This window comes from Oceanobacillus longus, assembly GCF_042650085.1.
Lineage (GTDB): Bacteria > Bacillota > Bacilli > Bacillales > Amphibacillaceae > Oceanobacillus > Oceanobacillus longus.
This window is the reverse complement of sequence record NZ_JBHSAO010000008.1, coordinates 499,574-524,691: the sequence shown is the minus strand read 5'-3', so window position 1 is coordinate 524,691 and position 25,118 is coordinate 499,574. Positions and strand designations below refer to the sequence as shown.

The 25,118-nt window shown below is 35.6% G+C and carries 30 protein-coding genes and 1 pseudogene; 25 read left to right on the top strand and 6 right to left on the bottom strand.

What is annotated here, in order from left to right; genetic code table 11:
• The first annotated feature begins 1,661 nt into the window (after positions 1-1,661).
• The 7 genes from ACFOUV_RS13260 (at position 1,662) to ACFOUV_RS13230 (ending at position 6,509) form a co-directional block, all read left to right on the top strand.
• Positions 1,662-2,456, top strand: coding sequence for an SMODS domain-containing nucleotidyltransferase (locus ACFOUV_RS13260; protein ID WP_379497247.1), 795 nt, complete (start codon positions 1,662-1,664; stop codon positions 2,454-2,456).
• Between the two features lie 14 nt (positions 2,457-2,470).
• Positions 2,471-3,256 (top strand): hypothetical protein, encoded by a 786-nt coding sequence (locus ACFOUV_RS13255; protein ID WP_379497246.1) that lies wholly within the window; start codon positions 2,471-2,473, stop codon positions 3,254-3,256.
• Between the two features lie 226 nt (positions 3,257-3,482).
• A complete protein-coding gene (locus tag ACFOUV_RS13250) occupies positions 3,483-4,073 on the top strand; it encodes a TIR domain-containing protein (protein ID WP_379497245.1) in 591 nt (196 codons plus the stop codon).
• 3 nt (positions 4,074-4,076) lie between these two features.
• A complete protein-coding gene (locus tag ACFOUV_RS13245) occupies positions 4,077-4,487 on the top strand; it encodes a hypothetical protein (RefSeq protein WP_379497244.1) in 411 nt (136 codons plus the stop codon).
• Positions 4,488-4,740: 253 nt separating this feature from the next.
• Positions 4,741-5,541, top strand: a complete 801-nt coding sequence (locus ACFOUV_RS13240) for a hypothetical protein (protein ID WP_379497243.1) — start codon at positions 4,741-4,743, stop codon at positions 5,539-5,541.
• 13 nt (positions 5,542-5,554) lie between these two features.
• Positions 5,555-5,746, top strand: coding sequence for a hypothetical protein (locus ACFOUV_RS13235; protein WP_379497242.1), 192 nt, complete (start codon positions 5,555-5,557; stop codon positions 5,744-5,746).
• A complete protein-coding gene (locus ACFOUV_RS13230; protein WP_379497241.1) occupies positions 5,733-6,509 on the top strand; it encodes a hypothetical protein in 777 nt (258 codons plus the stop codon). The genes ACFOUV_RS13235 and ACFOUV_RS13230 overlap by 14 nt, the downstream gene beginning before the upstream one ends.
• A 406-nt stretch (positions 6,510-6,915) precedes the next feature.
• Here ACFOUV_RS13230 and ACFOUV_RS13225 read toward each other — a convergent pair whose 3' ends face one another.
• Both ACFOUV_RS13225 and ACFOUV_RS13220 read right to left on the bottom strand, forming a co-directional pair.
• Complete coding sequence (locus ACFOUV_RS13225) at positions 6,916-7,233, bottom strand: hypothetical protein (RefSeq protein WP_379497240.1); 318 nt, start codon at positions 7,231-7,233, stop codon at positions 6,916-6,918.
• A gap of 204 nt (positions 7,234-7,437) precedes the next feature.
• Positions 7,438-7,935, bottom strand: coding sequence for a competence protein ComK (locus tag ACFOUV_RS13220; protein WP_379497239.1), 498 nt, complete (start codon positions 7,933-7,935; stop codon positions 7,438-7,440).
• Positions 7,936-8,037: 102 nt separating this feature from the next.
• Here ACFOUV_RS13220 and ACFOUV_RS13215 point away from each other — a divergent pair, with 102 nt between their 5' ends.
• The 8 genes from ACFOUV_RS13215 (at position 8,038) to ACFOUV_RS13180 (ending at position 14,647) form a co-directional block, all read left to right on the top strand.
• The gene (locus ACFOUV_RS13215; protein ID WP_379497238.1) at positions 8,038-8,646 is read left to right on the top strand and encodes a DnaD domain-containing protein; all 609 of its coding nucleotides are present in this window, start codon (positions 8,038-8,040) and stop codon (positions 8,644-8,646) included.
• Between the two features lie 483 nt (positions 8,647-9,129).
• On the top strand, positions 9,130-9,354 hold the full coding sequence (locus tag ACFOUV_RS13210) for a DUF1659 domain-containing protein (RefSeq protein ID WP_379497237.1): 225 nt from the start codon (positions 9,130-9,132) through the stop codon (positions 9,352-9,354).
• Positions 9,355-9,390: 36 nt separating this feature from the next.
• Positions 9,391-9,606 carry a DUF2922 domain-containing protein gene (locus tag ACFOUV_RS13205; RefSeq protein WP_379497236.1) on the top strand — a complete coding sequence of 72 codons (216 nt, stop codon included), beginning with the start codon at positions 9,391-9,393 and terminating at the stop codon, positions 9,604-9,606.
• A 102-nt stretch (positions 9,607-9,708) separates the two neighbouring features.
• Entirely contained in the window at positions 9,709-9,879 is a 171-nt protein-coding gene (locus tag ACFOUV_RS13200) for a YvrJ family protein (RefSeq protein ID WP_379497235.1), read from the top strand.
• A 506-nt stretch (positions 9,880-10,385) separates the two neighbouring features.
• Positions 10,386-11,009, top strand: coding sequence for an EcsC family protein (locus ACFOUV_RS13195; protein ID WP_379497234.1), 624 nt, complete (start codon positions 10,386-10,388; stop codon positions 11,007-11,009).
• A 107-nt stretch (positions 11,010-11,116) separates the two neighbouring features.
• Positions 11,117-13,222: an AAA family ATPase gene (locus ACFOUV_RS13190; RefSeq protein WP_379497233.1), complete on the top strand. Its 2,106-nt coding sequence runs from the start codon at positions 11,117-11,119 to the stop codon at positions 13,220-13,222.
• Positions 13,209-14,255 (top strand): 5-methylcytosine restriction system specificity protein McrC, encoded by a 1,047-nt coding sequence (locus ACFOUV_RS13185; RefSeq protein WP_379497232.1) that lies wholly within the window; start codon positions 13,209-13,211, stop codon positions 14,253-14,255. The genes ACFOUV_RS13190 and ACFOUV_RS13185 overlap by 14 nt, the downstream gene beginning before the upstream one ends.
• A 188-nt stretch (positions 14,256-14,443) precedes the next feature.
• Positions 14,444-14,647: a DnaB-like helicase C-terminal domain-containing protein gene (locus ACFOUV_RS13180; protein WP_379497231.1), complete on the top strand. Its 204-nt coding sequence runs from the start codon at positions 14,444-14,446 to the stop codon at positions 14,645-14,647.
• A 244-nt stretch (positions 14,648-14,891) separates the two neighbouring features.
• On the opposite strand, the gene ACFOUV_RS13175 is transcribed toward ACFOUV_RS13180, so the two are convergent.
• From ACFOUV_RS13175 to ACFOUV_RS13165, 3 genes are read right to left on the bottom strand one after another with little or no spacing between them, the layout of a single operon-like run.
• The gene (locus ACFOUV_RS13175; RefSeq protein ID WP_379497230.1) at positions 14,892-15,686 is read right to left on the bottom strand and encodes an ABC transporter permease; all 795 of its coding nucleotides are present in this window, start codon (positions 15,684-15,686) and stop codon (positions 14,892-14,894) included.
• Between the two features lie 6 nt (positions 15,687-15,692).
• Positions 15,693-16,460, bottom strand: coding sequence for an ABC transporter ATP-binding protein (locus ACFOUV_RS13170; protein WP_379497229.1), 768 nt, complete (start codon positions 16,458-16,460; stop codon positions 15,693-15,695).
• A gap of 9 nt (positions 16,461-16,469) precedes the next feature.
• On the bottom strand, positions 16,470-17,522 hold the full coding sequence (locus tag ACFOUV_RS13165; RefSeq protein WP_379497228.1) for an ABC transporter substrate-binding protein: 1,053 nt from the start codon (positions 17,520-17,522) through the stop codon (positions 16,470-16,472).
• 164 nt (positions 17,523-17,686) lie between these two features.
• On the opposite strand from ACFOUV_RS13165, the gene ACFOUV_RS13160 reads away from it, so the two are divergent.
• The 7 genes and pseudogenes from ACFOUV_RS13160 (at position 17,687) to ACFOUV_RS13130 (ending at position 21,452) form a co-directional block, all read left to right on the top strand.
• Complete coding sequence (locus tag ACFOUV_RS13160) at positions 17,687-17,854, top strand: hypothetical protein (protein ID WP_379497227.1); 168 nt, start codon at positions 17,687-17,689, stop codon at positions 17,852-17,854.
• 165 nt (positions 17,855-18,019) lie between these two features.
• Positions 18,020-18,418 carry a cupredoxin domain-containing protein gene (locus ACFOUV_RS13155; protein WP_379497226.1) on the top strand — a complete coding sequence of 133 codons (399 nt, stop codon included), beginning with the start codon at positions 18,020-18,022 and terminating at the stop codon, positions 18,416-18,418.
• Between the two features lie 216 nt (positions 18,419-18,634).
• A complete protein-coding gene (locus ACFOUV_RS13150; protein WP_379497266.1) occupies positions 18,635-18,877 on the top strand; it encodes an alpha/beta-type small acid-soluble spore protein in 243 nt (80 codons plus the stop codon).
• A gap of 267 nt (positions 18,878-19,144) precedes the next feature.
• Positions 19,145-19,396 (top strand): DUF1659 domain-containing protein, encoded by a 252-nt coding sequence (locus tag ACFOUV_RS13145; RefSeq protein WP_449290038.1) that lies wholly within the window; start codon positions 19,145-19,147, stop codon positions 19,394-19,396.
• Between the two features lie 50 nt (positions 19,397-19,446).
• The gene (locus ACFOUV_RS13140) at positions 19,447-19,593 is read left to right on the top strand and encodes a DUF2922 domain-containing protein (protein ID WP_379497224.1); all 147 of its coding nucleotides are present in this window, start codon (positions 19,447-19,449) and stop codon (positions 19,591-19,593) included.
• A 102-nt stretch (positions 19,594-19,695) separates the two neighbouring features.
• Positions 19,696-19,866, top strand: a pseudogene (locus ACFOUV_RS13135) (YvrJ family protein).
• 368 nt (positions 19,867-20,234) lie between these two features.
• A complete protein-coding gene (locus ACFOUV_RS13130; RefSeq protein WP_379497223.1) occupies positions 20,235-21,452 on the top strand; it encodes a SpoIID/LytB domain-containing protein in 1,218 nt (405 codons plus the stop codon).
• 43 nt (positions 21,453-21,495) lie between these two features.
• Here the strand turns inward: ACFOUV_RS13130 and ACFOUV_RS13125 are convergent, their stop codons facing one another.
• Complete coding sequence (locus tag ACFOUV_RS13125) at positions 21,496-21,810, bottom strand: hypothetical protein (RefSeq protein WP_379497222.1); 315 nt, start codon at positions 21,808-21,810, stop codon at positions 21,496-21,498.
• 535 nt (positions 21,811-22,345) lie between these two features.
• On the opposite strand from ACFOUV_RS13125, the gene ACFOUV_RS13120 reads away from it, so the two are divergent.
• From ACFOUV_RS13120 to ACFOUV_RS13110, 3 genes are all read left to right on the top strand, one after another.
• Positions 22,346-23,431, top strand: a complete 1,086-nt coding sequence (locus ACFOUV_RS13120; protein WP_379497221.1) for a sensor histidine kinase — start codon at positions 22,346-22,348, stop codon at positions 23,429-23,431.
• A 1-nt stretch (position 23,432) separates the two neighbouring features.
• Positions 23,433-24,071, top strand: coding sequence for a response regulator transcription factor (locus tag ACFOUV_RS13115; protein ID WP_379497220.1), 639 nt, complete (start codon positions 23,433-23,435; stop codon positions 24,069-24,071).
• Positions 24,072-24,173: 102 nt separating this feature from the next.
• On the top strand, positions 24,174-25,106 hold the full coding sequence (locus ACFOUV_RS13110; protein ID WP_379497219.1) for an ABC transporter ATP-binding protein: 933 nt from the start codon (positions 24,174-24,176) through the stop codon (positions 25,104-25,106).
• Positions 25,107-25,118: the final 12 nt, after the last annotated feature.

Below are 25,118 nucleotides of genomic sequence, written 5' to 3'. Positions count from 1 at the left end.
AAATATGGGCTGGCAAAGTTCTAACCTTTTCATTGCAATCTTGTAACCTTTTAGGTTGCAAAACACAAGTATTACACTAAATGTAACGCTACCCTTATATGTAGTATGGATTTTCACCGTATTTAACGTAAGTAAAGATATGAAAATGCCGATTTTGTATCATTGTTAAAGCATTATATATAGTAAATAATTATAGTTTTCAACGTTAACAAACATAGGACTTTATTTGGAGAGGTGGGTATGATAGGCTTGGATGCCTGATGAAACAACGGCTTCAGCCTTTCAAGACAGATCATGCTCATAGAGGCTCTAAGTCAAGTTCTTAAACGCTTAACTACGGTTACATGGAAAAAATGATAAAGGATACGCCATATCAATGTTTTGAAACGGATACTATATATAAGCACCTTTTAGTTGAATAAGAGAAATTAAATATTACGATAAAAAAACGCTCAGATTTTCTGATAGTTTTTGTTTGCTGTTTATACTGCGAATTATAGTTCGTAATGTACGCTAATTATTATGTTATTTCTAATGTTATTAGCATTTTTCTCTCCCGAAACTGAACCCGTTAAAATTATAGAAGGTCTTCTTTTTTATATTTTTAAAAAGGAAGGAATTTACATGGTTTTGTCGAAATTCTAAGTTAATATACTGAGCGTTAGTATTACTCTTTTTTAACTAAGTCGGAGATGAGGATGAAAAATTGAAGTGGTACTAGGGGATTTGAAAATTATCGATGTACGCGAAGTGTGGAAATGAATATTGCAGATGAATAGAGCCACTTGTGCGTAGTTTAGAGCCAGTCATTGCGGCAAAAAGGATCACCGCTTGCGGAACACAGATCCACAAATGGAATTACGTAATTATGGAATAGAACCAGAGCCACAGCGTAGCTGCTTGCCGTTGACTGTAACGCTCAATTCTTTGCAGACACCGGATGGGGACGGGGTCCCACCAGTGAGTGCTTAGAATTGGTTTGTCCGTGTTATCATATTTGAGCAGGTGTGCCTCGTAGGCATTATTTATGCATGCAATAGTTCCACTACACAGACAACAGTTAAGTCACTGGTGGCGGACTACCGGATTTGTACTACCTTTGATAAGTATAGTTGTTTTTTTGACAGTGGATCTCTTTCCCGCATTTACTGGCTCAATTGTCCGCAATCGGTGGCTCAAAACTCCGCACTGCTGGCTCAGGGTTTTTGGGGTCAGTCCCCCACCACGTTAAAGCGATAGCGAAGTGGGGGACTGACCCCTTACCACTCCGGAAATAGAAGTGATCTAACATACAAAGCGAAGGGAGGACAATCTTTAACCATCACGGAGAGACTGTCCCTTTCGATAATTATTGTCTTTAGATGGATACGGGTAAGTGTCCCAAATGTATATATTCGGGCTCGAACTCAAAGTTAAACAAGCACATTAAATACTAATGAATTAAACCTATTTAAGTTAAGGGGATAAATTTTGGATTATGCAATTACCAATTCCTTAATGACGTGTAATATTCGTTATATTAAGTAGCTAATAGAGTGGTAGGCTACGATCACCTTTAACACAAAAATATAGAGAGAACCAATATGTTTAATGCAGAAGTTACATAGATTAATAATTTCCTATATAATGGAAGTAGAAAAATTTGTTATGGGGGTAATATAATGTCAGTTAACGGGTATTTAACAACGTTATCGAGTAACCTTGTCCTGTCTTCAACTGAAAATTCAAGTATTAGAACTTCCATTAATACTCTATCTTCCCGTTTAAATTCATATTTTAATAACGGTGAGTTATATAATCATTTTCAATTCGGTTCTAGTACAAGAGGAACAATTCTTCCTAGAAGTGCTGACTCTCAATCGGACATAGATTATATGGTAGTTTTCAAAAATCCAAATAATTATAAGCCAGAAACTTTGTTAAATTACTTGCGTAATTTTATGAAGGCTAAATATTTTCGGTCCGAAATATACAAAGATAGCCCAACAATGGTTTTGGAATTAAATCACATTAAATTTGAACTAGTGCCTGCCATTCAAGATGTTTGGGGGAATCTTTCAATACCTTCAAGAACTAATTTCCTCTCTGATTGGATGTCAACTGACCCAACTGGTTTTAATGAAATATTGGTAGCTGCTAATAAGAATAATAACTCTAAAATTAAACCAGCAATTAGACTCATGAAATATTGGAATACAAAAAAATTGGATTACTATTATTCGTCCTTTTTGTTAGAGAAGTGGGTAGTAGATAAATATTATCTTTCAAGAACCTACTTAAAAGACTATGTTTTTGATAGTATCGATTCTCTTTCCTACAATTATAGTGATCCACAATCATTTAAGGACAAACTTGATAGGGCAAAGAGAATTATAAACAACACGAGGGAATATGAACGTCTAGGACACCTTATTCCTGCCGAAAATGAAATAAAAAAACTCTTTCCTCAATTTTAAGTGAGGTCATTATTATGGAGGAGAGATACGATTCGTTAGATAAGCATTATTTAATCATCGAGAGGCTAAGCAAAACAACGACAATTCTTTTTTGGGTTAACGCTTTTTTATCAATTGCAGTATTTTTTGTTAATGATTACTTAACTATTAAAGATATATTGCTATTTGTTTTTACTTTAACAACGATTGGTTACTTTGTAATCGAGAATTATTTAAGTATATTTGAAATTCCAAAAGTTGAGGACAAAAGAAGGGTTCATTTGTTAACAAACTCATTAAACGTTCCTTTAGACAATGAAAGGACCATGAAATATTATAATAATGAATTAGAACCTTCTTTACTAAAGCTAGGTGCAAATATTTTCGAAGATTCGTTATTTGCCGAGAGAGTTACACATGAAATGGCTAAAAGGAAAAGAGTGAAAATAGTTTTATTTATAGTCCTCTTTCTAATAGCAATTATTATACGGACAACTGAATTAGAGCTAATCTCTATACTTGCACAAACATTATTTGCTAGTACATTTATATCGGCATATATAAGGCTTGAAGTTTTACACTCTAAGAATAAATCTATATTTAAGTACCTATATGATATATTTTTGTTCCATAGTCAAAAAACAAATGAACTTGATGAAAAGTTATCTGCAAAATTACTTGATTGTTTTGTTAAATATGAATCTGCAAAAGCGTATTCAGGAGTAAAGCAAGATTCAAAAGTCTTTCATAAAATTAACCCACAAGTAACACAAGAGTGGGAAGAAATTAAACGGAGTCTCAATATTGAAGGTACAAATTAAATACTGAATTAATTTATGGATAAATGGATAAATGGATAAATAGGACACATACTGGAGGAATTTTACTAATCTGTGCTAGAAATTCATTTAAAAATCATTTTGGGGATTACGGCCCGTTATTACTAACGAATTTGTTTTTATAAGCAAATGTCAATACGTTATTATTAAGGAATACGAAGGGTGAAAAATGTGTATTATCATTTGTTTATTGGGGAGGTAAAAAAATATGGCAATGAAATTTAATGAAAGTGAATTAAAAAGCCTAGCACAAAATAATAAAGGGCTTTTTGAGAGTAGTAGTCAAATACTTAAATCGGCTTCTGCAAAATTTGACATTAACAAGACATATGATATTTTTATTTCACATAGTTTTCATGACGCAGAAGTTATTCATGGACTAAAACTCTTCATTGAAAATATATATTCTCTAAGAGTATATGTTGACTGGATAGATGATCCTGAATTAGACCGTACAAAAGTAAGTAAATATACTGCAGATAGGTTAAGAAATAGAATGAACAATTGTAAAACTATGTTAGTAGCACACTCCGAGTCTTCTCCAGAATCAAAGTGGGTGCCATGGGAGATAGGATATTTTGATTCCAGAAACGGAAGAATAGCGGTATTGCCTATTACAAAGGCCAGTAGTAATTCAGAGCAATTTGAAGGGCAAGAATATTTAGGGCTATACTCATATGGAGTACGTGGTGAGGATACAATTAAACGTACAAAAATTTGGATTCAAGAGAACCCTAAAAAATATGTCGACTTAGCAGCCTGGATTGCAGGGAAGGAACCATTTGAAAGGAGTGCATAATAATTGGATAATAAAATTAAACACTTAGAGTTTATTCAACAAACTATAAGTAGAATGGCTTCCAACTCCTTTTTCCTTAAAGGATGGGCAGTAACATTAGTCGTCGGTGTTTTGGCTTTTGCTAATGTAAAGGATATGGACGAGAAGTATATAATAATCGCACTAATCCCAACCATTGTATTTTGGTTTTTAGATGGATTCTATTTACATCAGGAAAAACTATTTAGAGAGTTGTATGATGATATTAGAAAAATAAAATCAGATGAGGATATAGATTTTTCTATGAATACCAAGCCCTATATTAATGATATTGATACATGGGCAAAAGTTTGTGGTTCAAGAACATTAAGTTTATTTTATATTCCAATTATAGTTGTAATTATTTTAGCGGTGTGGGTGTTTCCTATCCTTTAACCCTTTTGATAATTAGAAGGGATTACTTTTTGTTGATATAAAGAGGCTTGTAAACATAACTAAAAAAATATAAAAATGGTAATTGTTCGATTATTGTATTAATACATTCTCGATTAAGAAACTCTGTAAATAGAAAAGTTCCGAAAATATAAGTTTTCGGAACTTTTTATATTTATAATAATCAGTAAATACAAGTTTAACCAGAATATACCATTTGATGATATAATTTATTTTATACAGGAGGTGTAGAGAAATGTACGTTGGCTTTAATTTAGAGCTTAAAAATGAAATACTCTCTGAAACCAATAAACAAAAAGGTTTCTCAATTTATACGGAATTGAAAGACAAAGTTCAACAGCAACTTGATTCATATATTAGTCCAGATGGTAGTATAGATGGGACTAAAATGAGAGAAGGTTGGTTCCCGCAAGTCGATGCAGATGTATTCATTTCACACTCACATAAAGATGAAGAAAAGGCTATTGCTCTGGCTGGCTGGTTACAAGACAAATTTGGTTTAACAGCTTTTATAGATTCTTGCATTTGGGGATATGCTGGGGATCTTCTAAAAGAAATAGATAAAAAGTTTTCTTGGAATGAGCAATCTAAAACTTATAACTATAATGTTAGAAATTATACTACAAGCCATGTACATATGATGCTTGCATCTGCACTAACAATGATGATGGATAAGACTGAATGTATCTTCTTTATGAATACACCATCATCTGTTAAAACAGAAGATGTTGTTCATAAAACTGCTTCACCTTGGATATATCACGAACTAACCATGACACACATAATACAAAAAAAGTCACCACAACAACACCGGAAGGAATTAATGAAGGGTTTATATAAATATGCTGAAAGCAATCAATTAAATATTTTATACGATGTTAACTTAAATAATCTTATTAGTTTAAACGCTAAGGATTTGCTTGAATGGACTTCAAAGCATTCACAAAAAACAATGGAAACACTATTGAAATTTCACCTACAAACTCATCCTTTGGATGTATTATATGAACAAAAAGAGGCTGTTAAAACAAACTGAGGATCCTTACTAAATGGATGAAGCAAAAATTCCCCATTTTAAAATGATAAAAAATGTAATTACTCGGATGAATTCAAATTCCTTATTATTAAAAGGTTGGTCTGTAACAATTTTTGTTGGACTCTTTACTCTTGCAAATATTAAAGATATGGAAGAGTTCAGTGCAAATAATAAATATAAGGGGATAGGAAATGGTAGCTTATAAAATTGGGAAAAAGAGTAACAAAATGAAATTGTTGCATATAAATATGTTAAATAGAATGCATAAACTTTCTTTAAAATCTTTAGATACTCAAATTCATATCATCGAAAACTTTGGATTCAATATTAAAGATATCCGAGTAACTTTTTTTGGAAGAATTGCCACAGTATTGGATTCAAGAAGAGTATCATATATGATGATCAGTGATTTTCAAAATAAAAAACTTTCGCAAAAGAAATATAGAAATAAAGTTTTTGATTCAAAAATACCTATTTATGGAGATTTGGATACTGTATATAGCAATTCTATGGGCGACTTGAAACGTGGTTTTTTCTTAGATATATTCCAAACTTTTGAAAGTACATTAAGGCAATTAAATATTAGTTTAGGTAACGACAATATACCTGCTCTTTATAAAATATTAAATAATTATATATTACCAAGCACTGGATTAAGTAATGATCAACAAAATAGAGCTAGGGAATTATTAGTATTTATTTCTCTACTTCGCAATTCTGTTCATAATAATGGAATTTATTTTCCTGTTCATGGTGGTTATAATATTACTTTTCCGATAAACTATAAAGGAAATAGTTATACATATAGTAGAAATGATAAGATACTTCTTAACTTCGAATTATTATTAGGTGTTACAGAAGATGTAATTGAAGTATTAGAATATATTATAAAAGATAATAATTTGAATTCTCATGTAGTGAATTCTAGCCCTTTTAGAGCTATCTTTATAGAAGATAAGACACTATAAATAAAGATCAATTATTTGATAGATTAATTATGTATTCGGATGTATGTACACAAGAAAAGGGATGGGGTGTTAATACTACTTCATCCCTTTTCTTTGTCTTCATCTAAAAATTCCACCATACTTTAACCTTTTTTGCTACCTTTAAATTGATACGGTGAACCGTACCATAAGTAAATGAGGTTAAAAAGTATTTAATAATGCAAACTATGAAATCAGGTGCCAATCCTCCACTTTAAGTAATAAAGTCATAACCGATATTTTTAAAAGATAACCTTTACTATATTGCACTGTAAGAAGTTACATATAGAAAGATGAATCCACAGACAATAATAGGTGTATGATTCGTGGCAAGGGCACAACTAGGCTTTTTACTATACGCATTTTTATGAAATTAACGTTAATAAACTTAATTAGCTGATCCAGCCCCTTGCAGCGGATTCAAAAGCATCAACATTTCCAACCCACTTATCTCCGGAAGCCTATCCAGAAAACTTTCCAGTTCCAGCCGGTTTCCAAAGCTAAAGGCAGCCAATTCCTGTACCGGCTGATATGCATTATCTTCATTCACAACTAATTGATATAACCTTAAAATTAGAGTAGGACCTACTTCCTCAGAAAGCGCAGCAACTCCAAAAACATCATTTGCAGGTGAAAATATTGTTGTTTCTAATTGCATTTTATCTAGTAGTTCATCTGGTAAAGACACATTTGGTTTTAAATCCATAATATAACCTCCACTTTTAATATCAATATTAGCATGACAAATTCATATTATCTAGGTTAGTTTTTGTAATTAATGGAATTATTAGTTAAAACAAAAAGCGCCTATTCATTCTTCTATCATCTAGAGATATACTTGTATGCGCGATTTGGTTTTTGTTTCTTTCTTGCAGTGACTTAGCTTCTTAAATCCTACTGAAATTCATTCTTAACTCGTTTCTAAAATCTCCTTGCCATCAGAAGAAAACACAAATATACAGGCTAATGTACGCTCCATTTGTTTTTTCAATGTGTGATAAGAAATGTCCATAGGGATTTGCTGGCCATTATAAAAGGTAATGATTGATCTGAGTTGTGGGTTTGGTAATCCAGAGGCTGGTTTTATTTTTGCAATGCTATGGAAGAACAACCAACTGCACTGGGGATCTGTCGTAGAATGAGTCGGGAATGAATAAAGATTTCTTCCTGGATTTATTGGGATTGGAGTCTTTCTTTTGAAACCGGTTTGGTGTACGACAGCATCTCTCCTTCCATCATACGTGGAGTGATTTACTAAACAAGACTTTTTGATTAGTTGGATAGGGGATTTTGGAACGATGAACTGTCCGTTATGTTCGATTACGAGGCTAGCGTCCCCTAAAGTTTTGTAAGGTAACAAGGCCATTGTTTTCCTACTAGGAATATAATCGGATTTGACTTCGTTCATGGGATAGTGCTCCTTTACTAAAGGTGATGATTTTAATCATGTAGTGTGGATTGTCACAGGAAAAGCAGAAGCGCGGTATATCAGATTGTTTCATTAGATGGAATGATGGATCAGGGGAATGAAGAGATTGTAGAGATGGACGAAAGCATGGGCGGAAGTGTGGACTATAGTGTGAACCGTAATATGGACCACAATAAGAACCACAGTTTGGACCACAATGTTGACCGCAATGTGGACCCATTATTTAAACAAAACAAAACGAAACAAAACAATACAACAAACACAACAGACGCGATTAGGTTTTTCCAGGAAAATTTCGGCGTGGTCAGTCCCTATGTAGCCGAGGATATGATTCATTGGATCAATGACCTTGGTGAATCGTTAGTTCAATATGCCATGAAACGAGCATTGGAACTTGGGAGTTCGAACTGGGGATATGTAAAAGCAATCCTTGATTCTTGGGCGAAGAAGGGGATTCGCAGTGTGGAAGCTGCTCGTGCGGAGGAAGTGGCGTATCGGCGTCGTCACGAGCAGAAAGCGACACGTAGGTCAGGTGCTTATCAATCTGGTGGTCAGGTTGTTGGGGAGATTGTGCCGGATTGGTTTAGGCAGGGGAATCATAAGGTGCAGGAGCGTGATGACGGGGAGAAGAATGTGGCGAAGGAGATGGCGGAGGTAGGAAGGAGGTTGAGGGAGTATGCGAATGCCTGATGGGTTTGCTTGCTTTGAAACTGGTAATTGACTATTTCTATAACTACAATCGATACGAGATTGAAATAGGGGGCATTTTTTAGCGAATAAATTTTTATTTTTTTATGCCACCAAATGCAATGTCGTTTCGATTGTGGTTGTGAAGGTATCTAAAAAGCAAAGCTTTTTAGACGGGGAGAGGGCTTAGTTAGATAAAAATGACTGACGATATCCTTTAATAATATGAAAATATACGTTTGCTTAGTGGCTATAAAATAGAACTATTCTGTCGTTAGATTAAAAGATTTTAAACCACATACGCATGATTCGAGGACAACGTGATACTTATATAAGTGAAAAAAGTGAATGATCCAATGAAAGTCTGTCCCATAGTTCTGTAACCTCTTCCCTTAATATGGAACTAAAATTTATAAAAAATTTTCCACTTCACACCCCCTAATCCGATTTCATTTCGATTGTAATTGTGAAAGGGAGGTGAGAAACATGGCAGTAGCAGATATGACAAAATCCACGTTGCAGTTGGTACTACAAGATGGGATTGATTCTGAATCAGGCTCACCCATCTTCAAGTTCAAGAGCTTCAATAACGTAAAAACCGATGCGACAGCAGATCAGCTTTACGCAGTTGCAACAGCTTTAGTAGACCTGCAGGAGCGTCCTCTTTACACCATTAATCGTAAAGACAATTCGGACATTCGAGAAGGGTAATAATCTAAAGTTATTAAATAGAAAGGAGGGCTAACCATGAAAAAATTGGAAATGAAGTTTACGAATGAGGATGGCAAAATTGTAACGTATTCCCTGGACAAGCCGGTGGAACCTGTCAATGTCGCTTCGGTTCATGCAGCGATGGATGAGATCATTGCACAGAATGCATTTACTTCTACTGGTGGCGACCTTGTTGAGAAGAAAAGTGCTCGCTTGGTAGAACGTATTGTGGAAGATATTGAATTAGGTTAATTAAGTTAAAGGGCTTCAGGGATAATGGAGATTCATTATAAAAAACATGACTAGTGGCTTTGCCTCTGGTCATGTTTTGATAAGAAGAAGGAGGAAATTTACATGGAAACCTGGATACCATTCATAACAGAAGTCGGCTTTCCAATCGCGGTTACATTTTACTTACTCCACCGTGTCGAAGGAAAGCTGAATCAATTGATTGAATCGATTCATGCGTTGCCGGAGAGAATGAAATGCCCCCAGCCGGGGAGCGAGCAACGGAAAGCGTTATAAGATCTATTTCAGTCCCCATCACTATAATATTTAAAAGTGATGGGGGCTAATGCATTGCCTTGATATCCCGAAATCTAAACCTTTCCAAGCATCTTCTAAAACGTACTTGACGTATCTAACAGTCAAGCGTGGTGAGCTATTACCGACGACTATACGTGTTATAATTATTTATATATTGAAAAAAGAGTATATCAATTTAGTGAAATAGAAATGTAAAGGATTAAATGGGATCTATGTTGTCAGGCTTTAAGAATCAGTCCACCACTGATTGAAGTTGGTTTCTTGAGAGAAGATTTAACTGAATAGGTTTGCAGTAAAGTAATTCACAATTCAATGAGAATGACAAAAAACTAATCTCATTAATCAAATCATGGGGTAACTTTTGAAAGTAAATTTATATTTTAAAAAAATAATCGCCAGCGATTTTACAAAAACTATGATGATTCATATAGTTAGATTATGAAGGCTTTTAAAAGCTCTCTAAATAATGTGCGGAGGTGCTACACATGGCTGAAAATCCCTTTACGGAAGAAAACATGGTACAAGTATTAGATTGGGCATATGAAAAGGCACTCAATGGTTTGCCAGGAGCCGATACAGTTTATGAATTGGCTGATAGCTATTTAACGAGGCATTCAACACCCGAAGATGCTATTAACAGCCTTATTAAATGGCAAAATACCAAATCTGTGACAAGTGGATTTGTAACAGGAGTAGGCGGTTTTATTACGCTACCAGTTGCAATACCTGCCAATATTAGTTCAGTTTTATACATACAAACTAGAATGATTGCAGCAATAGCTCATATGAGGGGTTATGATTTAAAAGAGGATCAAATACAGACCTTCGTTTACGTGGCTTTAACAGGACACTCCGCTACAGGAATAATGAAACAAGCGGGGATCAAATTTGGTGTCAATTTGGGAAACCAATTAGTCAAAAGGGTCCCATTTGAGGTTATAAAGGCTATAAATAAAGCGGTAGGATTTCGATTAGTGACGAAGTTTGGTCAAAAAGGAATCGTTAATTTAGGAAAAGCAGTCCCATTAGTAGGTGGTGCTATTGGTGGAACTGTAGATGGTTTTAGCACAAACCTCATTGGAAAAACAGCAAAACGTCTTTTTGTATAAATCTTGATAGATGAACGATTTTGTTATTCCTATATTATGTAAGTTAGATTCAGTTGGATGTCATTGTTGAAAAAGGGTCTGACCCTAAAATTTCGTGGAGGTAAGCTATGAATGATGTTGTGAATAATCAAAAAGAAAAATATAAAGCTTGGGTTACAGAAAATTTAGGTGAAAAAACAGGTATTTGGTACACGCCATATCTTGAAAAACTAGGACACCTGTTAGAAAAATTTGATTTAGTTAATGGCTATAAGGAAAACTTCTTTGATTATCAATCATATTCGGAATATAAGTATATCTATCAACAAATGACGGAACAAAGTGATGAAGATATTGAGAGATTAGTAACTGGAAAAGGTACACCTCGATATCCAGCAAAGTTTGGTACGACAAGAATTCAATTTAGAAAAAAATATGCAGAAGATGAATATAATCGCGGCGTAAGAAGTAAGCCTGATAATATAGGTGGGATACCTGACTGGGGCGTTTTAATGCGATCGTATTTAATATTTTTATATTATGATGAAAATCCTACTTTAATTTATCCTAAAAAAGAGAAGGAAATTGCAAATCAAGAAGATGAAATTGATAACAGCATTAATTATTGGATAATTTCACCAGGAGAATATTCGAGATTATGGGATCAGTTCCATGCAGAAAATATGATTGCACTTGGTTGGGACTATTTAGGAGATTTAAAAAAATATAAGTCAAAGGAAGCTATTGAACGAAAAATTACTGAGCAAAGAGCAGATGGTGTGCGCCCTGTCAATGATACAAAGGCTGTGTGGGATTTCTTTCATGAAATTCAAACAGGCGATGTTGTATATGTGAAAGAAGGAATTAAAAAAATCCTCGCACGCGGAGTTGTTACGGGAGATTACTACTTCGATGTTGAAGCATCAGAGTATAAACATAGAAGAAGAGTAGATTGGCTTCAAGTTGGAAAGTGGGAACTACCTCAGACTTTTGCTCAAAAAACGTTAACTTGTCTTAATCCTTATCCAAATCTTATTCAAGCAATTGATCAGGTAATGAATGAAAACTTTATTGATCCAAAAACTGCTGAAGTAAATGAATTTCGAATTTGGTTATCCAATCAAGTTACTGATACAGGAGTTAGCTTGGATGATAAAACCGTTAAGCAAAAAGTAAGCGCGTTAAAGGATATAGAGCACCATTTTGATACTTCAATTTTTGGTGAAACAGATACTGAGCAACTAAAAAGGTTGAGAGATGTCGTTGTATCAGATGAATCCTACAAAAAATATAAAGGCGTATCAGGAAGTTCAATTGACTACTACATTCGTTTTATTGAATCCAAGCCTACTGTACAAGAAAATGAATCCTTTACAATGGATGAATTTCTTTCGGAGGTTTTTATCGAGAAGAAAGAGCTTGTACGTCTAATTTCTCTACTTGAAAATAAGAAGAATCTGATTTTAAAAGGTGCACCGGGTGTAGGTAAAACATTTATTTCCAAACGTTTAGCGTACGTTATGATGGAAGAAAAAGATGACACGCGTATCCATATGGTTCAGTTCCACCAAAGTTATAGTTATGAAGACTTCATTGAAGGGTTCCGTCCAAAAGCTGAAGGGGATGGGTTTGAGCTGAAACAAGGTCCGTTTGTGAAGTTTGCTAGAAAAGCAGCACGAGATCCAGAACGAGACTACTTCTTTATTATTGATGAAATTAATCGTGGGAATATGAGTAAAATATTTGGGGAATTAATGATGCTTATTGAAGCGGATAAGCGAGACCAGCAAATAAATCTCCTTTATTCTAATGATAAGTTTTCTGTACCAGCGAATTTATATATCATTGGAATGATGAATACGGCAGATAGAAGCTTAGCTTTATTAGACTACGCACTTAGAAGAAGATTTTCGTTTTTTGAAATTAAACCAGCTTTCCAAAATGAAGCATTTAAGTCGTATGTAAATGAATTTAATAATCCAGAAGTTTTAAACCGTATTATTGATGAAATCAAAAGTTTAAATAATCAAATTGTTGAAGAGTTAGGGACTGGATTTCAAATTGGACATAGCTACTTTGTAGGTGATGCTTATAAAGTAGATACTGCAAATCGTGTAGAGGAAGTAATCGAATATGAAATTATTCCACAGTTATTCGAGTATTGGTTTGATGATGAACATAAGGCAAACGATTGGGCTGAACGACTAAGAGGTTGTTACGATGGAGAGAAATAATAATATTCCAATTCGTAATATATACTATATGCTTTCCTATACATATCAAACGTTAAATCTTTCCGAGTATAAACAAATTGGGACAGAAAGCTATGAGAACGTCAAAGAGCTTTACTCAGAAATATTATCGGTTGGTATACCTGTTTTGATTCGCGGAGGATTAAGTAAAGATTATATAAGTGTTGAAGAGACTTCCAATGTTATTAAGGGGAAAATTGATATCAACTCTACGATAAAGAAAAATGCATTAGTAACTAAGAAAGTTGCAGTGATTTATGATGAGTTCTCTGAAAATATATTGTTGAATCAAATTATTAAAGCGACGCTAGTTTACCTGTCGCGCTCAAATAAAATAAGTAAAAAAATACGTAGATTGTTATACGGTATGCTGCCTTATTTTACAGAGGTATCAGATGTAGAGATAGATTTAAAACTATGGAAAAACGTTAGATATAACCGCCAAAACATTCGCTATCAATTTATTGTAGACGTGTGTAGATATCTTTATGAGCAGTTATTATTTGATGAAAGCTCTACATCTCAAATGGCGAAAGAGGCTCAAGACGAACAAAGATTATCATCTTTATATGAAAAGTTTATCTATGCATTTTTCAAACGCGAAACGAAATATGGTGTATCCCATCCACAAATTCAATGGAGTGTTGATGATGAGTTCACAGATGCATTACCGATTATGCAAACAGACCTTGTACTTCGAAAAGATAAAAAAACATTGATTGTGGATGCAAAATTTTATTCTGAGAATATGGTAACAAGATTTGAAGGTGGAGCTGCAAAACAAAAATCCAGTAACCTCTATCAAATATTTACATATATAAACAATTGGAAAAAAGAGCCGGATGAAACGGTTGCAGGTATGTTACTTTATGCGAAAACAACCGCATTAAACCAACCTAACCATATTTATCATATTAAAGGTAAACAAATTTTTGTTGTATCTCTTGATTTAAGCTTAGATTTTAGAGGCATAAAGGAAAGCTTATTAGCATATGCCAATCAATTTTTTACATAATTTTTATAAATCTGCTTTATCGATATACGAAAAATCCCTTGAATCATCATGCGGGGGATTTTTTTTATTGTCATTCGTTTATATTTGATACAAAAGAATCGTTTTGTAAAATCTATGAACCTATAGTGAAGGAATATAATCGTTATCATGATTTAAGAAAAAATCGCAATTAGATATGTCACGGGAATTTGAAAAACAAAAGGGTTCTAAACAAGAGCGGAAGCGGTCTGTATCGGGAGGATTATTATGAGCGGGATTCTAAGAATAATCGGATGGAAGTCATTATTTCCAAACACCGGAACGGGCCGACTGGAACGGTGGAACTGGCGTTTGAGAAGGAGTATGGGTGGTTTGGGGATGTGGGGGTAGGTTGGCAGGAAGATGCATCGTAGTCCCTTATCTATAGGGGAACATTGATAGAATAGTTTGTTCCTAAACTTATACACTTATTTTTATCATCGCTCGAAACTAAATGCAATCGATTACCGTATAATATAAGGAAGGAATTTTCGTTAAATTAAATAAGCTTTATACATTGGTTCAATAACAAAAGGATTAGCCGCTTGTTGTACAAAACAAGACTAATCCTTTTGGTAGTAGCTACGAAAGCATAGTGCTATTTAACAATTTCTTTGCTTATTCTTTCCACGGTATCAACTTATGTTCCAACCACCTTAAAGCTCGATTAAAGAGTAAGCCAAGGAGGGACAGGATAAGCACCCCGACCATAAGCTTCGATGTAATCATTAAGTTTCCATAATGCAGCACCATGGAACCAATTCCTTCCTGGGCAGCAATCATTTCAGCTGATACAAGTAAAAGTAGTGATGTCCCTGCTGCAAGCTTTAACCCCGCAAATATCATTGGCAGGGAGCCAGGTAGAATTACCTTACGAATTACATTAATTCGATTGGACCCAAAGGTTACCGCAGCTTTTACAAGCATGGGATCAACGCTTTTTACACCAGAAAAGGTATTAATAACGACTGGAAAGAAAACACCCAATGCGATAATTGTAACCTTTGATAATTCACCAATTCCTAACCAGAGGATAAATAAAGGCAGTAAAGCGATTTTCGGAATAGGATAAATCGAATAAACAATCGGTGTTCCGATCGCGTCTGCCACTCTAAAGAATCCGAGAATAAGTCCGACTAAAATACCGAAAGCGGCTCCGATGGCATAGCCAAGAACAATTCGATAGAGACTTGCAGTTAGGTTCCCATATATCTCTCCACTTACGAGCATATCCCAACCCGTAATAATAATGGTAGATGGAGCAGGTAGAAATAATGGGGAAACGATTCCGATGCGGGATACAATTTCCCATAAAATTAGGATACCAGCTATGCCTAGAAAGGAAGTGTAGAATGGAACTTTTTTATCAAGAAAGGCAACGCGGTTTGTAATGACATGTTTTTGTTTTTCCATTTACTATCACTCCTTTAATGCTTCTTCAGCATCGTGCCGGATGAGCTGCCAGATTTCATCTGCATACTTGCTTGATTGTAGACGGTATTTTTCATCATTTCTGCCGGTTTTGGGTAAATCAATGTTAATAATCTGTTTGATTTGACCTGGATGTCGCGATAATACAATAACGCGATCAGCTAAATAAACCGCTTCTTCAATGTTGTGTGTTACATAAAGTGTGCTTAATTTCGTCCGATTCCAAATGGTTAGTAACTCTTCCTGCATGAGTGTCCGGGTCTGGGCATCCAATGCGGAGAAAGGTTCATCCATTAATAATAGATCTGGCTCTACTGCTAGCGCTCTAGCAATGCCAGCCCGCTGTTTCATACCACCTGACAATTGCTTTGGATACGCGTCTTTAAAATCACTTAATCCGACCATATCAATATAGTGATTGCCGATTTTTTGTTGTTCTTTCTTGGAGATGCCTTTTTCCTGCAATCCATAGACGACATTTTCAAAAACCGTGCGCCATGGAAAGAGAGCGATTTCCTGAAACACAATCCCTAGATCCGGATTTTCTTCGATCCCTTCAAAATAAACACTGCCACTTGTTGGGGACAATAGACCGCCTACAATGTTCAGTAGGGTTGATTTCCCGCATCCACTAGGGCCAACAAGGACAACAAATTCCTCTTGTTGAATGGCGAAATTTATATTTTTTAATGCCGTTACTTCATTCTTTTTCGAATCAATAAATGTTTTCCCAACATTCTCAATGACGATGCTCATAGTTGTTCACTACTCCAATTCTTTTAGTGCTTGGTCGAGAAGGTCTGTGTTCACAATTTCCTCTGCATCAACCGGTGCTCCGATAAGATCTTCCTTTGCATACCAATCAATTTGAATTTGGATATCCTCTGCAAGCAGTTGACCATCACGATCCATGTATGGTAGACCTCGTTCGATAATAGCTGGTTCTTGGTCCGTGTATTCTGCAATAATCCCTACAACCTCATCATAGTTTTCCCCTGGTACAATCTCACCATTTTCCTTTGTGAGAACAGCATCATAATAGTATTGCGTTGCTTTTGCATATGCTTTCAGGAATTTAGTCGCTGTGTCTGTATCTTCAGCAAAGGCTTTAGAGAAAAATATCCCCGAGGTTTGATAGTCGATCACATCGCCTACTTGTGTAATTACCTTGCCATACCCTTCATCTAATACCCTCGTAATATTCGGTTCGTTTAATAAAACGGCATCCACTTGCTTGCTCTGCAATGTTTCCATTAGACCAGGAATACTGTTGACAGGTACAAGCTCAACGTCCGCTGAGGTTAGCCCATGCTCTTCTAGTAATCTGCCAGCCATATAATGGAAGGTTGATCCCGTTTGGGTAATTCCAATTTTCTTATCCTTTAAGTCCTCAACTGTTTCGATATCTGAGTCACTATGTACTAATAATGCGGAGGAGGAATAGCCTTGCTGTTCTCTTCCTTTATCCGCAACAATAACGAGTTCTTCGCCACCTGCAACCATATTGTACAAACTTGCTGTAATACCAGTTGCGCCAACATTCACATCGCCACCAGCTGTTGCTACTGCGATAGGCTGTGCCGCTTCAAACCAGCTAACCTGTGCATCAATACCTTCCTCTTCAAAGAAGCCCTTTTCAATAGCAATAAATAGCGGTGCTGAGCTCGTTAATTTCAACATGCCAATTTCAACCGAAGTCTGCTCGGCATCCGAATCTGTTCCGCCTGATGCATCATTCGATGCCTCTTGTCCACAAGCTGCTAACATACATACTACAAATAGTGCAGAAATAAGTGCAAAAACGGTTCTTTTTCTCATCTTACTATTCCCCCTCTAGTTTTGAAATGTGGTGAAAAATCGAAAAAGCACAGGCTCCTGCTTCATAAACCTGCAGTGCCATTTAATTAGATTTTTATAAGAATAGCACAAATATAAAAAGGATTCCATATAATTGTTGAAAAAGTAGGAATTTTGCCTGTTAATTGGATTATTACGACCTTTTAGCTCTATCAAAAATTAATCCATTAACATATGGGATGGAAGCATTGAATGGACTTGTCATTTACAACACCCGTTGTAGTATCTTATTGTTAATGGAAGTAATATTCATGGGTGTCGGTATTCATTTGATGGAAAGAAGACATGTGTAAGAATATAAATTTGTAACAGAAATTGAACATTTTTAAAAAACGATATGGGTTCTTTATTATCGTTCAATTTATCTAGCACCTAATCATTCTTGGTTCTCCAAAAATAAATTTAGCGTGATAATTTAAACAGACTTGAAGAAAATAGTGTAAGGAAGGAGAGATAATATGTCTATCAAAAAATCGTTAGCTGGACTTGCGATGATAATCGCTATGTCTATTTCAGTGCCATTACATGTATTTGCAACAACCGAAGTCGAAAGAGAACCTGCAGATACGACCAATGAGATGGTGGTCGAGTTGCACGATGATTACTTTAACCCAAACGCTATTACGATTGCCAATGGAGAAGCGACAGAGCTGCTACTGAAAAATGTAGGGCAGAAGGAACATACCTTCACCGTGGAAAAGCTTGATATTGATGTCGAACTCCAGCCAGGAGAACAGAAAACCATCACCGTAAAACCGGACGAGACCGGTACATATGAACTTATATGTCGGTTCCATGAAAAAGAAGGAATGGTTGGAGAAGTAATCGTCGAAGAAAAAGAGGGTTCAGGTGAGTAAAGGTTCCGTTTTAAGGTGCATATTAATTAAATGACAGACCAACTGACGTATGAATTGACATACGTCAGTTTTGTTGTATTTAAACGGTCAATGGTTAAATTAGACTTTTTGGCATTCGAATATCTTATTTATATTGCAGGTGATTCCAGACATCTGCAAATTTGCTTGCGTAATCGTAAGCATTCAGGAAAACCTATACATAAGGAGGCGAATGTTATGGGAAAAAATGAGTTAAGCGAGTTTAAAGGAAGCGTCATGAAAGCGAAAGGGTATACGATCGACAAGGAGAATCCAGGTGCGGTCAAATACGAGGTAGCAAAAGAGCAAGCAGTCCCGATGAAGGAAGGTTACAATGGACACCTCACCTCCGAACAAGCAGGGAAAGTTGGTGGTCCGATCGGAGGAAACATGGTGAAAGAAATGGTGAGGATGGCACAGGAACAAATGAAAAAGAAATAAGCAAACAACCCTGCTGTTTGAAAACGCAAACAGACAGGGTGTTTTAGATTACATTTCGTCTACCACAAAGGCTTCTTCACACTACCACCCAACAGGCACGAAATCTACTTCATCACTTTTAATACAGATAGAAAATACTCCCAATTATTTAACATAGACCGTATACTGACATGCTCATTTGGAGTATGTCAATCAAACATATCGGGACCAATAGAAATAGCATCTAATACGGGAATTTTTTCGATAAAAATACCGCACTCTATCTGCATGCACTGTAATGACTTCCATATTTTTTCCTTCTCTTTAGATATGACAAAATCCACGTTGCAGTTGGTACTTCAAGATGGGATTGATTCTGAATCAGGTTCACCAATCTTTAAGTCTAAAAGCTTCAATAACGTTAAAACGGATGCAACGGCAGACCAACTTTACGCAATTGCAATAGCTTTAGTAGAACTACAAAAACGCCCACTTTACACCATTAATCGTAAAGACAATTCGGACATTCGAGAAGGGTAATAATCTAAAGATTAGTAAATAGAAAGGAGGGCTAACCATGAAAAAACTCTGTGGAACCTGTCAATGTCGCATCTGTACATGCAGCTATGGATGAGATCATAGCACAGAATGCATTTACTTCTACTGGTGGCGACCTTGTTGAGAAGAAGAGCGCTCGCTTGGTAGAAAGTATTGTGGAGGATATTGAATTAGGTTAATTAAGTTAAAGGGCTTCAGGGATAATGGAGATGCATTATAAAAAAGATGACTAGTGGCTTTGCCTCTGGTCATGTTTTGATAAGAAGAAGGAGGAAATTTACATGGAAACCTGGATACCATTCATGACAGGAGTCGGCTTTCCAATCGCGGTTACACCTTACTAACTCCATCGTGTTGAAGGAAAGCTGAATCAATTGATTGAATCGATTCATGCGTTGCCGGAGAGAATGAAATGCCCCCAGCCGGGGAGCGAGCAACGGAAAGCGTTATAAGATGTATTGAGGAATTTTAGTGTCAGTCCCCATCGCTTTAATACTATATAGAGATGGGGGTTACATCAAGTGTGTCCCTGTCAACCTCCAATGAGCCACTTTCGCCACCTAATAATGCAGGGGGATGGTTATGTTACAATGGACCTGTCCCCGTGGACCAATAAAACTTAATCTCAATCTTCTTAATATTCAAGAATGGTCCACTTTTCCTTTCCCCATGGATCACATTTGGATCAAGGGTGGCATTATCAACATGTTATCCCAAATTATCATAATTATTAAAGAAAGCAAATAACATATAAGGTACATAAAAGTTAATTTCATTTCTTTGAGATTTCCTAAATGACAACAAAATAGGAGATGGTCACTTGATAAAAGTAAAATTAGTAAATTTTGTTGGATACCAAACATTAATATTAATTGAACTGTTAGGTGAATTTCTTCTTGAAGGAAGAAAATTAAAGAAAGAAACCTATTTTATCACGGTTAAAGGAAATCAGTTATTAATGGGGAATTATCAGAGGGTATTCTATATTAATAGTATAATAACTTTGGATCCGTTAGATACAAAAACAAAAGGTATTTTGAAAATAGGAGATAAATTATACCTAGGTAGAATGACGTTTAGTGAAGAAAATGGCTATGTTAGACCGATAAATGAGGTTGACATTGAGAACTACGTTAAAGGAGTAGTCCCATTAGAAATGAGTAATTCTTGGGGGAATCCTTCTTATAAAGGGTTTGATGCATTAAAGGCACAGGCAATTGCTGCTAGAACGTACGCTTCTATATTTGGGAGTTCTATTTTAACGGATACAACTAGGCATCAGGTATATGGAGGGTACTATCCAAACTTTATGTATACAAATAAAGCAGTAGATGAAACAATAGGTATGATATTAGTTTATGGAAATTCTCCAGCAGAAACATATTATTCATCAACTAATGGTGGGTTAATGTTAACTGTATCGAATTCATGGGGTAACAGCAAAGACTATCCATACCTTATAAAAAAACAAGACCCTTTTAGTCTAAGAGTCGGTAAACACTTAAATTGGAATTTAACTTTATATAAACAACAGGTCAATCTCCAGGAAGTAGATTTGCGTAAACCAAATAAATGGTGGAATCAAACCCATGAGAAAGATTCTATTATAACAGAATCTTTAAAGTCAAAAATAAGAGCATCAGGAAGTGAAATAAAAATTGTAACAGTTGATAGTATAAATTTTGATGTTGCTAAATATGCCAATAAGAATGAAATATTACAAGGTCAGATGGAAATTCACTATTTGGAAAAGAATACAACTGGATTTGTTATGGAGTCAGGGAAAATTAAACAACATCGGATTATTATTAAAGATAAGCTAGATGAATTTCGTGGTTTACTTGGATACAATAATTTAAAAAGTTTAAATATCGAGAATGTAAATTCTTATTCAAGTTCATTCAATATAGTTGGAAGTGGTTTCGGACATGGAATTGGTTTAAGTCAATGGGGAGCATATCAAATGTCTAAAGAAGAACTAAATTTTATAAATATCCTTTATTTTTATTATGAAGGAACAACAGTCGACCATCTCTAACAGAACAAAAACTGCCATTTAGGCAGTTTTATTTATTTAAATATTACCAAGGTAGCCAACCACCGCCTTGACCTGGAGGTAATGGAGCTGGAGTCCAACCACCGCCCTGACCTGGAGGTAAAGGAACAGGAATCCAACTACCGCCTTGACCTGGAGGTAATGGAGCCGGAGTCCAACCACCGCCCTGACCTGGAGGTAAAGGAACAGGAATCCAACCACCGCCTTGACTTGGAGGTAAAGGAACAGGAATCCAACCACCGCCCTGACCTGGAGGTGAAGGAACTGGAGCCCCACCACCGCCTTGATCGGGAGGTGAAGGTTCTTCAAAACGCCATTTATTACGAGAATTAATATTCATTTAACACTCTCCTATTAGTGTATACACACAATAAGATATGAAAGAAATATAACTAATGTAAGGGCATATTAATTAGTTTATAAAAAATATAAGAAGTTTATATAAAGCTATTTCTCTATTGCAGATTTCCTATTCGACTCTGAACAATCTTTCGCATTAGATGTATGATCCGTTTAAGAACTGATTAAAAACATTAAAACCAATATTTAAATTTAGGAATAAAGGGTTAGTCACTGTGTTAAGGAACTGTAACATATAAGTATTAAGAATAATAATTGTATGTTACAGCTTTATTATTGTTTGGAATACGTGCAAGGAACAGGGGGTCACCTTAAACCTGTCCAGTGTTCTATTCAATCTTGTTCCATTATAAGAGAGCACCCATACCTCGACAATGAAACAGAGTCATTGCACATGCAGCTGTAATGGCTTTTTCTTTGTGTTAAATAGTCCATGACATAATATTCCACTCTGTCATTAATACGTTATAATAAAAGAGAATTGAAAATTTCGATAAAAAGAAAGCGGGAGTAGTATGAAGATTTTTTGGTTGCGTATAAGCCTATTTAGCTTCCTTTGGGCATTTAATATATTAACCGAGAGCGTACGAATACCTATTAGTATTATAATCTTTGCAATAGCTTTCGGTATTTATTTTTTACTGACTATACCGAAAGCTTTGTTGTGGAAATATAGTGGATTACTCTTATTAACGGGAATACATGGATTATTTTTCGTAGAGGAAATTTCACTTACCGTTCTTCTTCTTTTATATATTGTAATAGATGCAAGCTTCCGCCTAACAAAGAAAAAGCTTATCATCCTACTTATTGAAGTGGTTTTTCTCTTTCTTCTTCTAAGCTATCTGAGGGATTTGTTAACGATCGAAAATATGGTTTTTTATGCTTTTATAGCCTTTTTAGCATTTGCATTAAATCAGAGCTTAAATGAACGTCGTGAACAATATGAAATTTATGAGCAGTTGCTTGGAGAATATCGTACATTAAAGCGACTACATCTTGCAGCAGAGGATCATGCGCGTTTAGAGGAAAGAACTAGAATTGCCAGGGATATTCATGATTCTGTCGGACATCGTCTTACGGCGTTAATTATGAGATTAGAAGTGTTATCGATACAAGAGCAAAGCAATGCATATGATGAATTGAAACAGATTGCGAAAGATAGTCTTGAGGACACGAGATTAGCAGTAAAAACACTTAAAGCAAAGGAAAGTGAAGGGATTACAACAGTCGTTCACCTCATACGCAAGCTAGAATCAGAGAGTCATTTATTAGTTCAATTCACGATAAAGCAGGGTGTGTTGTCTATTCCTGTAACAAATAAGATGAGCGTTGTCCTTTATCGTGTGATTCAAGAAGCACTAACGAATATTATGCGCCATGGAGAAACGCGAGATGCCCATATAACATTAGGAAAATCTGCGATAGGGGATATCTATTTTGAAATAAGTAATCCATTACGTGATCCGAAGCCTTTTGTTATTGGGTTTGGTTTGAAAAATATGCGTGAACGTGTGGAAGAGATGAATGGACAATTAAGCATCTCTCAATCAGAGGATCAATTTATTATTTCAGGGATAATTCCGAAAGAGGAGGGGTAATATGTGGCGCGTGCTTTTAGTAGAAGACCAAGCGATTGTTAGACAGGGATTGAAGGTAATTCTGGAACAAGACGAGAAGATCCTTGTTACTCATGAAGCATCCAATGGTTTAGAAGCAGTAGAAATAGTGAAGAAGCATCCTTTTGATGTGATTATGATGGATGTTCGTATGCCGAAAATGAATGGGATTGAAGCAACTAGAATTATTCGCGAGCAATTTCCAGCCATTAAAATCCTTATTTTAACAACCTTTAATGATGATGAATATGCCTATCAAGCTTTAAAACAAGGAGCAAGTGCCTTTCTATTAAAAACTTCAGAGCCGAATAAATTAATTGAAGCCGTATATAGTGCCATGAAGGGTGGGCTGACACTTGATGATGAAGTTGCAGCGAAAGTAATGCCACGACTGTTGCAAAAAGCAGATAAACCAACACCCGTACTTGCGATTGAACTGACAGAAAGAGAAGTAATGATTACAAAGCTTGTCGGTGAAGGAAAGACAAATAAAGAAATTGCTGGTGCGTTATATTTATCTGTAGGTACGGTAAAAAATCATATTACAACTATTCTGCAGAAAATAGATTTGCGTGATCGCACACAGCTAGCCATCTATGCAGTGAAGCATGATATTACATAATTAATTGAATCCAAAAAGTGACGGAGGTCATGTTAAGTTCGTGACCTAAGGCAGTTCCTAATTTTCTGAATTCCATATAAACTAGCTTAAGGAGGTGGTCACATGCTCGAGCTTATCGATATTTCGAAAAAGTTCAAACAGAATGCTGCTGTAAAAAGTATGAATATGTTTATTGAAAAAGGTGAAATTGTTGGTCTGCTTGGCCCGAATGGTGCAGGGAAATCAACGGCAATTTCCATATTATCATCACTTGTAGAACCAACTAGCGGAGATGTGAAATATCAGCAAAAGAGCATCATTAAAAATCCAGTGGCTTTACGGAAAATTATTGGCATTGTACCACAGGAAATCGCTTTATACGAAGATTTAACAGCAGAAGAGAACATGAAGTTCTTTGGAAGAATCTATCGTTTAAAAGGTGAAAAATTAAATAGGAAAGTGCAAGAGGTCTTGGAACAAATTGGTTTAAGTGATAGAAGGAAAGACATTGTTAAAACATTTTCAGGTGGTATGAAAAGACGACTGAATATTGGAGTTGCCATGCTTCATGATCCAGAAATACTTGTTATGGATGAGCCAACCGTTGGGATTGATCCACAGTCACGTCATTATATTTTACAAACGGTCAAGCGACTGAATCAAGAACGCCAGATGACGGTCCTTTACACGAGTCACTACATGGAAGAGGTCGAATTTCTATGTGACCGTATTTACATTATGGATAAAGGGAGTCTCATTGCTTCTGGAACGAAGGATGAAATTAAACGAATACTATCTTCAGAAAATACAATTTCAGTAAAAGCAGATCATTGGAATGATGCATTTATCGAAAAGTTAAAGGAAAATCCTGTTATTCATCAAATGAATGTGGAAGAAAAGGAAATTACTTTCGTTGTTTCTCGTGAGGTTAATGTTTTTACGAAACTTGCAAAGCTTGCAGAAGAGACAAATGTGAGTTTGAATGCAGTTGATGTGAAAAATGTCACACTTGAAGATGTCTTTCTTCATTTAACTGGAAGAGCATTAAGAGATTAGGGGGACTCGGAA